This window comes from Kosakonia sp. LAM2021 (genome assembly GCF_016620385.1).
GTDB lineage: Bacteria > Pseudomonadota > Gammaproteobacteria > Enterobacterales > Enterobacteriaceae > Kosakonia > Kosakonia sacchari.
In genome coordinates this window covers 228,007-241,466 of record NZ_JAENHT010000001.1, presented here as the reverse complement: position 1 = coordinate 241,466, position 13,460 = coordinate 228,007, and the positions used below count along the sequence as shown (strand labels likewise).

General features: G+C 55.1%; 11 protein-coding genes and 1 pseudogene. 6 read left to right on the top strand and 6 right to left on the bottom strand.

From position 1 onward, the window contains the following. Nucleotides 1-37: 37 nt before the first annotated feature. On the top strand, nucleotides 38-1,246 hold the full coding sequence (gene hutI / locus JKP81_RS01130) for an imidazolonepropionase (RefSeq protein WP_200550286.1): 1,209 nt from the start codon (nucleotides 38-40) through the stop codon (nucleotides 1,244-1,246). Then, complete coding sequence (gene hutG, locus JKP81_RS01125; RefSeq protein ID WP_200550285.1) at nucleotides 1,239-2,039, top strand: N-formylglutamate deformylase; 801 nt, start codon at nucleotides 1,239-1,241, stop codon at nucleotides 2,037-2,039. The genes hutI and hutG overlap by 8 nt, the downstream gene beginning before the upstream one ends. A gap of 203 nt (nucleotides 2,040-2,242) precedes the next feature. Here the strand turns inward: hutG and hutH are convergent, their stop codons facing one another. The 3 genes and pseudogenes from hutH to JKP81_RS23500 all read right to left on the bottom strand — a co-directional run. Beyond that, entirely contained in the window at nucleotides 2,243-3,769 is a 1,527-nt protein-coding gene (gene hutH, locus JKP81_RS01120) for a histidine ammonia-lyase (protein ID WP_200550284.1), read from the bottom strand. Then, nucleotides 3,766-4,290 carry a hypothetical protein gene (locus tag JKP81_RS01115; RefSeq protein ID WP_200550283.1) on the bottom strand — a complete coding sequence of 175 codons (525 nt, stop codon included), beginning with the start codon at nucleotides 4,288-4,290 and terminating at the stop codon, nucleotides 3,766-3,768. The genes hutH and JKP81_RS01115 overlap by 4 nt, the downstream gene beginning before the upstream one ends. Nucleotides 4,291-4,366: 76 nt before the next feature. Then, nucleotides 4,367-4,604, bottom strand: a pseudogene (locus tag JKP81_RS23500) (hypothetical protein); the annotation flags it as partial. A 484-nt stretch (nucleotides 4,605-5,088) separates the two neighbouring features. On the opposite strand from JKP81_RS23500, the gene ypdK reads away from it, so the two are divergent. Beyond that, nucleotides 5,089-5,160 (top strand): membrane protein YpdK, encoded by a 72-nt coding sequence (gene ypdK / locus JKP81_RS01110; RefSeq protein WP_099458783.1) that lies wholly within the window; start codon nucleotides 5,089-5,091, stop codon nucleotides 5,158-5,160. A gap of 85 nt (nucleotides 5,161-5,245) precedes the next feature. On the opposite strand, the gene alaC is transcribed toward ypdK, so the two are convergent. Beyond that, nucleotides 5,246-6,487 (bottom strand): alanine transaminase, encoded by a 1,242-nt coding sequence (gene alaC, locus JKP81_RS01105; RefSeq protein WP_017458664.1) that lies wholly within the window; start codon nucleotides 6,485-6,487, stop codon nucleotides 5,246-5,248. A gap of 390 nt (nucleotides 6,488-6,877) precedes the next feature. On the opposite strand from alaC, the gene JKP81_RS01100 reads away from it, so the two are divergent. Then, the gene (locus JKP81_RS01100; protein ID WP_200550282.1) at nucleotides 6,878-8,563 is read left to right on the top strand and encodes a sensor histidine kinase; all 1,686 of its coding nucleotides are present in this window, start codon (nucleotides 6,878-6,880) and stop codon (nucleotides 8,561-8,563) included. A 12-nt stretch (nucleotides 8,564-8,575) separates the two neighbouring features. Next, nucleotides 8,576-9,304 carry a LytTR family DNA-binding domain-containing protein gene (locus JKP81_RS01095; RefSeq protein WP_200550281.1) on the top strand — a complete coding sequence of 243 codons (729 nt, stop codon included), beginning with the start codon at nucleotides 8,576-8,578 and terminating at the stop codon, nucleotides 9,302-9,304. Here the strand turns inward: JKP81_RS01095 and glk are convergent. Then, a complete protein-coding gene (gene glk / locus JKP81_RS01090) occupies nucleotides 9,301-10,266 on the bottom strand; it encodes a glucokinase (RefSeq protein WP_200550280.1) in 966 nt (321 codons plus the stop codon). The two genes, JKP81_RS01095 and glk, sit on opposite strands and share 4 nt — an antisense overlap. Nucleotides 10,267-10,445: 179 nt before the next feature. Here glk and JKP81_RS01085 point away from each other — a divergent pair, with 179 nt between their 5' ends. After that, on the top strand, nucleotides 10,446-11,681 hold the full coding sequence (locus JKP81_RS01085) for an ion channel protein (protein ID WP_200550279.1): 1,236 nt from the start codon (nucleotides 10,446-10,448) through the stop codon (nucleotides 11,679-11,681). On the opposite strand, the gene JKP81_RS01080 is transcribed toward JKP81_RS01085, so the two are convergent. Next, the gene (locus JKP81_RS01080) at nucleotides 11,682-13,340 is read right to left on the bottom strand and encodes an alpha-keto acid decarboxylase family protein (protein WP_200550278.1); all 1,659 of its coding nucleotides are present in this window, start codon (nucleotides 13,338-13,340) and stop codon (nucleotides 11,682-11,684) included. It abuts the gene before it with no gap. Nucleotides 13,341-13,460 lie beyond the last annotated feature (120 nt).

Below are 13,460 nucleotides of genomic sequence, written 5' to 3'. Positions count from 1 at the left end.
GGTGATTGCCGCGCCACACCATGACGGGAGAACGCGGATGCGCATTTTATGGCGTCACTGTCAGATTGCCACCATGGAAGCGGGCAAATACAACCTGATCCCTCGCGGCGCGCTGATCACCAACGGGTCGCAGATTTCATGGCTGGGCGAAGAGGGAACGCAGCCGGATGATGGGGTCGATCGTGAAGTGGATTTGCAAGGACGGCTGGTTACACCCGGGTTGATCGATTGCCATAGCCATAGCGTGTTTGGCGGCGATCGCAGCCAGGAGTTTGAGATGCGACTCAACGGCGCGAGCTACGCGGAAATCGCCGCCGCAGGCGGCGGCATTATCAGTACCGTCAATGCCACCCGCAACGCCAGCCAGCAACAACTGCTGGAAAGCGCCCGCAAGCGCATTGACGCGCTGCGTAAAGACGGCGTTACCGCGCTTGAGATCAAATCCGGTTATGGCCTCAGCTTTGCCGATGAAAGCAAAATGTTGCAGGTGATCCGCGCGCTTGGCGCAGAAATGCCGCTCACTCTCTTCAGCACCTGTCTCGCAGCGCATGCATTGCCGGGCGAGTATCAGGGGCGCGCTGACGGCTACATCGACGAGATTTGCCAGCACTGGCTACCCGCCTGGCACGCGCAAGGGCTGGTCGATGCGGTCGATGCTTTTTGTGAACATCTGGCCTTTTCACCGCCGCAAGTGGAGCGGGTTTTCCGTAAAGCGCAGCAGCTTGGCTTACCGGTAAAACTGCATGCCGAACAGCTTTCTCTGCTGCACGGTGCAGGGCTGGCTGCCCGCTACAATGCGCTTTCCGCCGATCACCTCGAGTATTTGTGCGAAGAAGATATCGTACTGATGGCGCAGCACGGCACCACTGCCGTTCTGCTGCCGGGTGCTTTTTACTTTTTACGCGAGAGCCAGCAGCCACCGGTGGCGCTGCTGCGTCAGCACCAGGTGCCGATGGCGATTTCCAGCGATCTGAACCCCGGTACGTCGCCCGTGTTGTCGCTGCGCCTGATGATGAACATGGCCTGCACGTTGTTCCGTCTGACGCCTGAAGAAGCGCTGGCGGGAGTGACCTGTCATGCCGCCCGCGCATTAGGCATCAGCGAACGTTGCGGCACGCTCCAGGCGGGTAAAGAGGCCAGCTTTGTCGCGTGGGATGTGGCGCATCCGGCAGAACTCAGCTACTGGCTGGGAGGCACACTGTCAAAACAGGTTATCTATCAGGGGGAGGAAGTCTGGCATGACTAACGCATTCGAATTACATCAGGGCCGGTTGCCGCTTTTGGTCAGCATGCCCCATCCAGGCACGCAATTGACGCCGGAAATTGCCAGCGGTCTCACGGCGCGGGCACGACGTCTGGAGGATACGGACTGGCATATCCCGCTGCTGTATCAGCCAATTCGTGAACTTGGTGCCAGTGTGCTGAGCGCTAATTATTCCCGCTATGTGGTGGATTTAAACCGCCCGGCAGATGACAAACCGTTATACAGCACTGCGACTACCGGCCTGTTCCCGGAGACCTTTTTTGACGGCGAGCCGCTGTTCGAAGCGGGTAAAGCGCCGGATGACGCCACGAAAGCTGCTATTTTGCATACTGTGTGGCAGCCCTATCACCAGGCGCTAGCGCAGGAACTGGCGCGGCTGCGTGACACGTTCGGCTACGCGCTCCTGTGGGATGCGCACTCCATCAAATCGGTGGTTCCGCGTTTGTTTGACGGCAAACTGCCGGATCTGAACTTCGGCACTGCCGATGGCGCAAGCTGCGCACCGGAACTGAGCACCGCATTACTGGCGTGCAGTGAGGCATTTCCGCACTACACGAAAGTGCTCAACGGTCGCTTCAAAGGCGGCTATATCACCCGCCATTACGGCGCACCGCAACAGAACATCCATGCGATACAGCTGGAAGTGGCGCAGTGTTGCTATATGGATGAAACGAGTTTTGCTTTCTCCGAAGAGAAGAGTGAAGCGTTCCGCCAGCTACTGACTTCCTTGATCAATACCGCGCTCGACTGGAGTCGACAACGACTGCCCCGTTAACACTAAAAGGGATGCGCAAGCATCCCTTAATGACGGTATTCATTCCCGTGTCTTTGAGTCTGTATTTCCAGTTACCGCTAACACTTAATCCATTACTGGCATGACACCTGCACCTGATAACAAAACACTCGGCTGCCTTACAGGATTTCATTTCACAGGCAGCACCCGTCAGATTCGAATGACCAGCAATGCCCCTCTCTTCTTTAGCAAGACACTATTGCTGGCAGCAATGTCGTCAGATGGCGCTCCGCCAGCAACGCCATCGCACGTTCAATATCCGGCGCGAAATAACGGTCTTTCTCATAATGCGCAACCTGTTCGCGCAGCAGATGGCGCGCCAGTTCCAGCAACGGGCTGCTGGTTAAGCCTTCGCGCATATCCAGCCCCTGGCAGGCGGCGAGCCACTCGACAGCAATGACGCCACGTGTATTTGCCGCCATTTCCCACAGGCGACGCCCGGCGGCCGGTGCCATCGAAACGTGATCTTCCTGGTTTGCCGATGTCGGCAAACTGTCCACGCTATGCGGATGTGACAGCGCTTTGTTTTCGCTTGCCAGTGCCGCTGCGGTGACCTGGGCAATCATAAAGCCGGAGTTAACACCGCCGTTTTTCACAAGGAACGGCGGCAGTTGCGACATATGGCTGTCCATCAGCAGGGCGATACGGCGCTCCGCAAGCGAGCCTATTTCCGCAATCGCCAGCGCAATGTTGTCTGCCGCCATCGCCACTGGTTCAGCGTGGAAATTTCCTCCGGAGATCACTTCATTTTCAGCGGCGAAAACCAGCGGGTTATCGGAAACCGCATTCGCTTCGGTTAGCAGCACTTCTGCAGCAAAACGCAGTTGCGTCAGACATGCGCCCATCACCTGCGGCTGGCAGCGCAGGGAATAAGGATCCTGCACTTTATTGCAGTTGTGGTGAGACTGAGAAATGGCGCTGTCATCGGTTAATAGATGACGATATAACGCCGCCGCGTCAATCTGCCCACGCTGACCGCGAACATCATGAATACGCGCATCGAAGGGGCGACGCGAACCGAGCGCCGCCTCAGTGGTCAACGCACCGCAAACCACAGCAGAAGCGAACAGATCTTCGGCTTCAAACAGGCCGCGCAAAGCAAATGCGGTCGACGTTTGCGTACCGTTCAGCAGCGCCAGCCCCTCTTTTGCCGCCAGCGTAATCGGCTCAAGGCCGGCATTTTTCAGCGCTTCACTCGCCGGTAACCATTCACCCTGCCAGCGCGCTTTCCCTTCGCCAAGCAGCGTCAGCGACATATGCGCCAGCGGTGCGAGATCACCGGATGCACCCACCGAGCCTTTCGCCGGGATCCACGGATAAACCTCCGCGTTAACCATTGCCACCAGCATCTGGATAACCTGCAAGCGAATGCCGGAAAAACCGCGCGCCAGGCTGTTGATCTTCAGCACCATAATTAAGCGAACCAGCGCGTCATCCAGCGGTTCGCCAACGCCTGCCGCGTGAGAAAGCACCAGCGAGCGTTGCAAATTCTCCAGATCTTCCGTCGCGATGCGCGTTTGCGCCAGCAAACCGAAGCCCGTATTGATGCCATAGGCAGTGCGGCCTTCCGCCATAATCGTGTTGACGCAGGCAACGCTCTCATTAATGGTCGCAAACGCGCCATCATCCAGCGACAGATGAAGAGGCTGGCTGTAGATTTCGCGCAACTGCGCGAGGGTGAGTTGACCCGGAATAAGGGTGAAATTTTTCATGCTTTGCCCTGCTCCTGCATTGCAGCAACCATCGGAAGATTGAGCGCCTGCGCTGCGGCGCACTCAATCGCAATCTCATACCCGGCGTCAGCGTGATGAATCACACCGGTAGCCGGATCGTTGTGCAGCACGTGCGCAATGTGTGCCGCCGCTTCATCTGTGTCACCACAAACGATCACCATCCCTGCATGCCGGGAAAAAACCATTCGCACGCTACCGCCGTGATGTCGCGAGGCACAGGTCGCGCCGCTGGCGGCGTTAAGCAACGGCCAGTTGGATACGACGTCGGAACCGTTGTGCATCGCTTCGGTTTCGCGGCTCGGGCTTACTACCGAGCCAGAATCAAGATGGCTGCGACCCATGCCGCCATACACCACCCGCGCGTTCGTTTTTTTGGCAACATTGGGATCAGGGCTATTCATCAGCATGCGCAACGGTGCTTCGGTGAGCCAGCTTTTCGCATCCAGGTCCGTACCGCTGTGGGCGCGGAAAGTCTGCTGGCGGTTGAGGATGTGCGGCATCGGTGTTCTCTCCTGAGGACATATCCTGATGTGTAAACATATATACTTGCCTATACAATTGCGCGCAAGGCAGGATTTAACAGAAAAGATACAATTTTATTATAGTGCGCCAGCAATCACGCTTTTGCTGATGCAAACTATCACGACGCTGTAAACGGTAACGGCTACACGGGAAAAGCAGGCTGGCATGGGAGACAATTTGTGAGGTTGGTCATGTACGGGCGAACAAGCAAGCAGGGATCGTGCCATTTGGTGTGCAACAGGCGGCACTCATCAGCCGGGAAGCTCACGGCTTTGATGATATGCCAGGATTCTTCAACAATTTTCCCCAGCGTCCTTTTCCCTAAGCGGGATTTTTTCGCCGCAGGGTTATTTTTCCCCTCTCACTCACTTTTTTATGCATGTCATCGCAGAAACACGGCGGCGCATTTTTCCGAAAGAATTGCAGATGCTGTGACCCGCTTCAAAAAATTAGCCTTATTATTCAAGCGGAAATGAACCGTTTCAGCAGGCCCTTTTTTTCGTCGCTCAATAGCAATTTATTTAGCAGTGAAAGTATTGTGTCGCCAAAGCCCGACACAATGTAAGTCACTAAAATTGAATAGAAAAAAGGCTCTTGTAAGGCCTAAAAATTAAGCGTACATTAGCCCCGTTTGGTGAGGAATTCACCCGAAATTCTGAGATGGAGCTGTGGCCGAAATAGAGATAATTCTCATTTTCGATGTGGCGTAGTTTCACCTCTCTATACTCAGTCCTGAATGGTCATGAATGCATACTTAGGTGTGCGGAGCGATGAACGTGAAATATTTCTTTATGGGCATTTCGGTGATGGTTATTGTGTGGGCCGGCACATTCGCCCTGATGATCTAACCTGAGCATATCGTGCTGTACAAAAAAGGAGCCAAAAGGCTCCTTTTTTGTTTTGCCCGCCAACGATCAGGCGGGCAAGGCGCAGTTATGGTTCCAGATCTTCTGCCGCGCTCTTTTGCGCTGCCGGCAGTAACCCATCGGCGCGGAACATCGCTTTAATGCCGCGTACCGCCTGGCGGATACGATCGCGGTTCTCGATCAGCGCGAAGCGTACATGCGTATCGCCGTAATCACCAAAGCCAATGCCCGGAGAGACGCACACTTTCGCCTCTTGCAGCAGTTTTTTGGCAAACTCCAGCGAGCCCATCGCCGCGTACGGTTCCGGAATTTTCGCCCACACGTACATCGACGCTTTCGGCATTTCTACCATCCAGCCCGCTTCATGCAACCCTTTTACCAGCACATCGCGACGGCGTTTATATTGAGCGGCAATATCGCGCACACACTGCTGATCCCCTTCCAGCGCGGCGATCGCTGCGACCTGTAGTGGCGTAAAGGTGCCGTAATCGTGATAACTTTTGATCCGCGCCAGCGCGTTGACCAGCACCGAATTACCGACCATAAAGCCGATACGCCAGCCCGCCATATTGTAACTTTTCGACAGGGTGAAGAACTCAACAGCGACATCGCGTGCGCCCGGCACTTGCATGATCGACGGCGCTTTCCAGCCATCGTAAACAATGTCAGCGTAGGCCAGGTCGTGAACCACCAGCACATCGTAGCGTTTTGCCAGCGCGACCACTTTCTCGAAGAACTCCAGTTCAACGCACTGCGCCGTCGGGTTAGACGGGAAGCCTAAAATCATCATCTTCGGCTTCGGATAGCTTTCGCGGATGGCGCGCTCCAGTTCATTAAAGAAATCGACACCTTCCACCAGCGGCACAGAACGTACCTGCGCACCGGCAATCACCGCACCGTAAATATGAATCGGGTAACTCGGGTTCGGCACCAGCACGGTATCACCGTGATCCAGCGTCGCCAGCATCAGATGCGCCAGCCCCTCTTTCGAACCGATGGTGACAATCGCTTCGGTTTCCGGATCGATATCCACTTGATAACGATCCTGATACCAGCGGGAAATCGCCCGGCGCAGACGCGGAATGCCGCGCGACGTGGAGTAACCGTGCGTATCCGGGCGTTGCGCTACGGTACAGAGTTTCTCAACGATATGCGGCGGCGTCGCGCCATCCGGGTTGCCCATACTGAAATCAATAATGTCTTCGCCGCGGCGTCGCGCAGCCATTTTCAGTTCAGCGGTGATATTAAAAACATAGGGGGGAAGACGATCGATACGCGTAAAACGGCGTTCAGGACTGAAGTCAGCCATAGATTCCTCGGAGTAACGTTAGCGCCCGGACCGTCCGAGCGACGTCGCCGCATTTGCGGCGTGCTTAGAACATAGCCCGAAAAAAATCTCGCTGTCGAGAGGTAAGCGCAAAAATAACGCAACGCCATAAAAGAGGAAGTTTAATTTAGGAAAGGGAAAGCGAAATTATCCTCTTATAGAAAAATCCATCATATATTTTAACAATAAAATAAAGATAAAATTACCTTAAAAAATCATCGGTTAGCGCAGGTTCGCGTCTCTTCTTTCGACTCTTTTCAATCCCCTTTTGGAAAAGTGGTTTTTCCTCATTCAGCAAATGAATACTGCGGCTGGTCATCTGCGCCGGGGTTTTTTATCATAGCTTTTTGACGCTATTCATATGAGTCCCCCGTGCACGAAATATTCGACATGCTGCTGGCCGTTTTTGACCGAGCGGCGCTCATGCTGATCTGCCTTTTTTTCTTGATCCGCATCCGCCTGTTCCGCGAACTGCTGCATAAAACAGCGCACTCGCCAAAAGAGCTGCTGGGCGTGACGGCCATCTTCTCAATGTTTGCCCTGTTCAGCACCTGGTCCGGCGTACCGGTGGAAGGCTCGCTGGTTAACGTGCGTATCATCGCGGTGATGTCCGGCGGGATTTTGTTCGGCCCGTGGGTCGGCATTATTACCGGCGTGATTGCCGGGGTGCACCGTTATCTGATTGATATTGGCGGCGTGACGGCGATTCCCTGTTTTATTACCAGCATTATTGCCGGCGTGATGTCCGGGATGATTAACCGCAAAGTGCCCAAAGCGCAGCACTGGCGCGTAGGCATCATCGGCGGCATGATTTGCGAAAGCCTGACCATGACGCTGGTGGTGCTGTGGGCGCCGACTACCGCGCTCGGCCTCGATATTGTGTCCAAAATTGGCGTGCCGATGATCCTCGGCAGCGTCTGCATCGGCTTTATTGTGCTGCTGGTGCAAAGCGTGGAAGGGGAAAAAGAGGCGATTGCCGGTCGTCAGGCGAAGCTGGCGCTGGATATTGCCAATAAAACACTGCCGCTGTTCCGCAATGTGAATAGCGAGTCCCTGCGCAAAGTCTGTGACATTATTCGCCGGGATATCAACGCCGATGCCGTGGCTATCACCAATACCGATCACGTGCTGGCTTACGTTGGCGTGGGAGAAAATAATTACCGCGACAGCGACGATATTATCAGTCCAACCACTCACCAGGCGATGAACACCGGCGAAATTATCATTAAAAACAATGACGAAGCCCACCGCACGCCCGAAATCCACTCGATGCTGGTGATCCCGCTGCGTGAACAGGGCATCGTGACCGGCACGCTGAAGATCTATTACTGCCACGCGCACCAGATCACCTCGTCATTACAGGATATGGCCGTTGGTTTATCGCAGATTATCTCGACACAACTGGAAGTTTCCCGCGCCGAACAGCTGCGGGAGATGGCGAACAAAGCGGAACTGCGCGCTCTGCAAAGTAAGATCAATCCGCATTTCCTGTTTAACGCCCTGAACGCTATCTCGTCGTCGATTCGCCTGAATCCGGACACCGCCCGGCAGCTCATTTTCAATTTGTCGCGTTATCTGCGCTATAACATTGAATTAAAAGATGATGAACTCATTGATATCAAAAAAGAGCTCTATCAAATCAAAGACTATATCGCCATCGAGCAGGCCCGCTTTGGCGATAAGTTGACGGTGATTTATGACATCGATGAAGAGGTCAGTTGTGTGATCCCAAGCCTGCTGATCCAGCCGCTGGTTGAAAACGCGATTGTGCATGGCATTCAGCCGTGTAAAGGCAAAGGCGTGGTCACCATCAGTGTGGAAGAGTGCGGCAACCGCGTGCGTATCGCGGTGCGCGATACGGGCAACGGCATCGATCCGCAGATGATTGCCCGCGTTGAAGCCGATGAGATGCCCGGTAACAAGATTGGCCTGCTGAACGTTCACCAGCGCGTGAAATTGCTGTATGGCGAAGGGTTGCATATCCGCCGTTTAACGCCGGGCACGGAGATCGCGTTCTTTGTGCAACGTCAGCCGTCTCCCGCCGCATTGTTGCCTTAACAGGAGAGCTGTATGAAAGTCATCATTGTTGAAGATGAGATCCTGGCGCAACAGGAGCTGAGCTGGCTTATTAAAGCCCATAGCCAGATGGAAATTGTCGGCACCTTCGACGATGGTCTCGACGTGCTGAAGTATTTACAGCACAACAAAGTCGATGCCATTTTTCTTGATATCAATATCCCTTCTCTGGATGGCGTATTGCTGGCGCAGAATATCAGTCAGTTCGCCCATAAGCCGTTTATCGTCTTTATTACTGCCTGGAAAGAGCATGCGGTGGAGGCTTTTGAGCTGGAAGCGTTCGACTACATCCTGAAACCGTACCAGGAGTCACGCATCATTAGCATGCTGCAAAAACTGGAAACGACCTGGCAGCAGCAATCTGGCCCGGTAGCCAGCCCGCAGCCACGGGAAAACGCGACCATTAATCTGGTGAAAGACGAGCGCATTATCGTCACCAGTATTCATGATATTTATTATGCGGAAGCGCATGAGAAGATGACGTTTGTCTATACGAAACGGGAATCTTATGTGATGCCGATGAACATCACCGAGTTTTGCAGCAAACTGCCGGCGGCGCACTTCTTTCGCTGCCACCGCTCTTACTGCGTCAACCTGGATAAAATCCGCGAGATCGAACCCTGGTTTAACAACACCTATATTTTGCGGCTGCGGGACCTGGAGTTTCAGGTGCCCGTCAGCCGCAGCAAAGTTAAAGAGTTTCGTCAGTTAATGAATCTTTAAAGCACGTAACCCAGCGTCTGGCGCAGATGCGCGCCAGAACCCAACAGGCCCGGGTTATCATGCACGATCAGAAATACCGGGATATCCTGGACGTAGGATTTAAAGCGCCCTTTGTCCTCAAAACCGCCGCGAAAACCGGAAGCGGTGAAGAAATCGAGGAAGCGCGGCACAATACCACCAGCAATGTATACGCCGCCGAAAGTGCCGAGATTGAGCGCCAGATTGCCGCCAAAACGCCCCATAATGACGCAAAATAGTGACAACGCGCGACGGCAGTCAATGCAGCTGTCTTCCAGTGCGCGTTCAGTCACATCTTTCGGTTGCAGATTTTCCGGCAGGCGGCCATCTGATTTGACGATTGCGCGATAGAGATTAACGAGACCGGGACCGGAGAGCACGCGTTCAGCAGAAACGTGACCGATTTCCGCACGTAACTCTTCGAGGATAATCCCCTCTTCTTCGCTGTTTGGCGCGAAATCGACATGGCCGCCTTCGCCTGGCAAACTCACCCAGCGCTTATCCACATGCACCAGATGCGAAACGCCAAGCCCGGTGCCTGCACCGTAAACGGCGATCGGTTTACCTTCAACCGGCGCCAAACCGCCAAACTGGATTAAGTGTTCGGCTTTGAGCATCGGGATCGCCATTGATACGGCGGTGAAATCATTAATGATTTCCAGATGGGCGAAACCGAGGTTTTTCTTCATTTCGGCAATCGAAAACGCCCAGGTGTGGTTGGTCATTGCCACCCAGTCACCGGTTATCGGACAGGCGATGGCGATACAGCCATCTTCTACCTTGACGTCGTGCTCTTTCAGATAAACACGCACCACGGCTTCCAGGCTTGGATAATCGAGGCCGGAGTAGGTTTTGGCCCGGGAGATGTCACCGCTATCGACATCACACAACGCTAAGCGCGCGTTCGTGCCACCCACGTCTCCCACTAAAGCATACTTTGTCATTCTTTTACGGCTCCGCTAAAGTCAGAATAAATCTTTGGCACACTGTAAATTCAAGGCGCTGTAACGACAACGACCATATCATGAGTGCCCCAGGATTATCGATCTTCATCACAGATTACCTTAAAGGTTTCAGCCCGGTTGCATCCTCCGTTGCCTGGCTTCGTTACAAGGATAAAAAGATGCTCCATCCGCGTGCGAGAACGCTGCTCTTACTGGCGCTGCCTGCGCTCATTATTGGTGTTGCGTCGAGTCTGATCTTAGCGCTGGTGATGAAAATCGCTGCCCTGCTGCAAACCGTGTTGTGGAGCGACGTGCCGTGGCGGCTCGGCATCTCACCGGATTCCCCCTGGTGGATACTGGTCGTGTTGACGCTCACCGGCGTTGCTGTTGGCCTTGTGATCCGTTTCAGCGCCGGTCATGGCGGGCCGGATCCGGCGACGGTGCCGCTGATTGGTTCGCCAGTTGCCGTCAACGCGCTGCCGGGGCTGGCACTGGCGCTGATCCTCGGTCTGGCTGGCGGCGTAAGTCTTGGCCCGGAACAACCGGTGATGGTGCTCAATATCGCCCTTGCCGTTGCACTTGGCGCGCGCATTTTCCCGCGCGTTGCGCCGCTGGACTGGACAATCCTTGCCTCTGCCGGCACGCTCGGTGCGCTGTTTGGCACGCCTGTGGCGGCAGCGCTTATCTTCTCGCAAACTCTGAAAGCCAGTGAAGACGTGCCGCTGTGGGATCGCCTGTTCGCGCCGTTAATGGCTGCGGCAGCAGGCGCGTTAACCACCAGCCTCTTTTCGCAACCGCATTTCACGCTGCCCATTCCTCATTATCCGCAGATGCATATCGTTGATATTTTTAGCGGCGCGGTCGTGACGCTGTTCGCCATTGCGCTGGGAATGGTGGCAGTCTGGTGTTTACCGCGTCTGCATCACTTAATGCATCGCCTGAACAACCCGGTGCTGACGTTGGGAGTGGGCGGCTTTTTGCTTGGTCTTCTGGGCATGACGGGCGGCCACGTTACCCTATTTAAGGGGCTGGATGAGATGCAACAGCTGGCGTTTGCACATACCTATACCGTAACCGATTACCTGCTGTTTGCCCTGGTGAAGCTCGCCGCGCTGGTGATTGCTGCCGCCTGCGGTTTTCGCGGTGGGCGTATATTTCCGGCGGTGTTTGTCGGGGTGGCTTTAGGCTTAATGCTGCATGAACATGTCGATGCTGTTCCGGCTGCGGTCACCGTTTCCTGTGCCGTATTAGGGCTGGTATTGGTTGTAACACGCGATGGCTGGCTGAGCCTGTTCCTGGCAGCCGTCGTTGTACCGGATACCACCTTGTTGCCGCTGCTGTGTATCGTGATCCTGCCCGCCTGGTTAGTGCTGGCCGGAAAACCGATGATGATTGTCCCCCGACGCAGTAAGTAACTACTCACTGTTACGCGTTTCCAGCGCATGCGTAACCTCACGCAGCAGATCCGGCAAATCGGCTTGCGGCAACATTACTTCAATCAGCGCAAGCCGGTGATGATGCGAGGCGGCTTCCAGTGCTTCCGCCAGTTGCACCGTTTCGCTAACGCGCCAGCATTCGGCCTGGCAGTCATGGCTGAGCGCATGCGGAATATGTGTCCAGTTCCAGCGCGCAATATCGTTATACCGCTGATGCGCGCCGTGGATCGCCCGCTCCACCGTGTAACCATCATTATTGAGCAATAAAATGATTGGTCGCTGCCCGTCACGCAGCATGGACCCCAGCTCCTGAATAGTGAGCTGCGCTGCGCCGTCGCCGCTAAGCAAAATGACACGCCGCTCCGGGCAGGCGGTTTGTGCGCCGAACGCGGCGGGCAGGCAATAGCCAATCGATCCCCACAACGGCTGCGTCAGCATGTCAACATCGGCTGGCAGGCGCAAAGACGCCGCGCCAAAGGCGGCGGTTCCCTGATCGGCCAGTAAAATATCACCGGGGCGAATAAATGCCTGCAGGGTTTGCCAGAATGTATGCTGATTCAATGTGCCGGAGTGGTGCGGCGAATTGGCGGAGGGCGCGGGGACAGAGTCAAGCACGCAGCGTGGGTTATTGCGACAAACCGAAATCAACGTATTCACCGCGTCCTGCATTGCAATCCCGCTGAACCACTCTTCCCCTACCCGCGCCGCAAAGGGCTGGATATCAATCGTGCGTTCCACGGGTAGCTGCTGGGTAAACCCGGCGGTGATGGTGTCCGTAAAACGCACGCCGACACACATTACCGCATCGGCACTCTCGATCGCTTCACGCACCTGCGGCGGGCTGGCGGCACCGCTGTAAGTGCCGACAAACCCTGGCTGCGTTTCATCAAACAAACCTTTACCCATTAACAACGTAGCGTGCGGGATGGGCGAATCCTTCATCCAGCACTGCAACATTTTCTGTACACCAAAGCGGTGAGCGAGAAAATCCGCCAGCAGCGCAACGCGCGAGCTTTCGCTGAGCATCGCCTGTACATGGCGGCGAAAGCTTTCCAGACGCGCTTCGTTAGCCTGAAGTGGTGCGGGAGTGATAACGTTTACAGGCGGCGTTGCCGCCATTTTTGCTACGTCTGCGGGCAACATCAGGTAACCGGGGCGGGATTCACTGAGCATAATGCGGATCACGCGATCAATCTCATAACAAGCGTTTTCTGCTGTTAACACCGCCAGTGCGGCGCTAACAGGTTCATACATGCGCCAGAAATGGCTGAAATCACCGTCTCCCAGGGTGTGGTGCAGAAGTTCACCACGTTGCTGTACGCTGCGGCAAGGTGCGCCCACGATGTGCAACACCGGAACATACTCCGCAAAGCTGCCGGCCACACCGTTAATCGCGCTCAACTCTCCCACGCCAAAGGTGGTCAGCAGCGCGCCCGCGCCCTGGCAACGCCCGTAACCATCGGCGGCATAAGCGGCATTCAATTCATTGGCGCAGCCCACCCAATGCACCGCCGGGTGCTGGATAACATGATCAAGAAACTGCAGATTGTAGTCGCCGGGTACGCCGAAAAGATGATGAATGCCGCAGCCGGCAAGCCTGTCCAGTAGATAGTCGGCAACTGAATAATCGTTTTGCATTGCGTTACATCTCCAAATACTGACACTTATCTGAGTATTGGAGAACTGTGATGAGAGTCCAGGATGCGCGTCAGAGAGGAAGTGGCAAGCAAGCTTTACGGCGCCTGACAGTGTAAGCTC

Bases quoted from the DNA above. Each gene is read 5' to 3' on its own strand.
- hutI (WP_200550286.1), top strand. From the start codon at position 38: ATGCGCATTTTATGGCGTCACTGTCAGATTGCCACCATGGAAGCGGGC.
- hutG (WP_200550285.1), top strand. From the start codon at position 1,239: ATGACTAACGCATTCGAATTACATCAGGGCCGGTTGCCGCTTTTGGTC.
- hutH (WP_200550284.1), bottom strand. From the start codon at position 3,769: ATGAAAAATTTCACCCTTATTCCGGGTCAACTCACCCTCGCGCAGTTG.
- JKP81_RS01115 (WP_200550283.1), bottom strand. From the start codon at position 4,290: ATGCCGCACATCCTCAACCGCCAGCAGACTTTCCGCGCCCACAGCGGT.
- alaC (WP_017458664.1), bottom strand. From the start codon at position 6,487: ATGGCTGACTTCAGTCCTGAACGCCGTTTTACGCGTATCGATCGTCTT.
- JKP81_RS01095 (WP_200550281.1), top strand. From the start codon at position 8,576: ATGAAAGTCATCATTGTTGAAGATGAGATCCTGGCGCAACAGGAGCTG.
- glk (WP_200550280.1), bottom strand. From the start codon at position 10,266: ATGACAAAGTATGCTTTAGTGGGAGACGTGGGTGGCACGAACGCGCGC.
- JKP81_RS01085 (WP_200550279.1), top strand. From the start codon at position 10,446: ATGCTCCATCCGCGTGCGAGAACGCTGCTCTTACTGGCGCTGCCTGCG.
- JKP81_RS01080 (WP_200550278.1), bottom strand. From the start codon at position 13,340: ATGCAAAACGATTATTCAGTTGCCGACTATCTACTGGACAGGCTTGCC.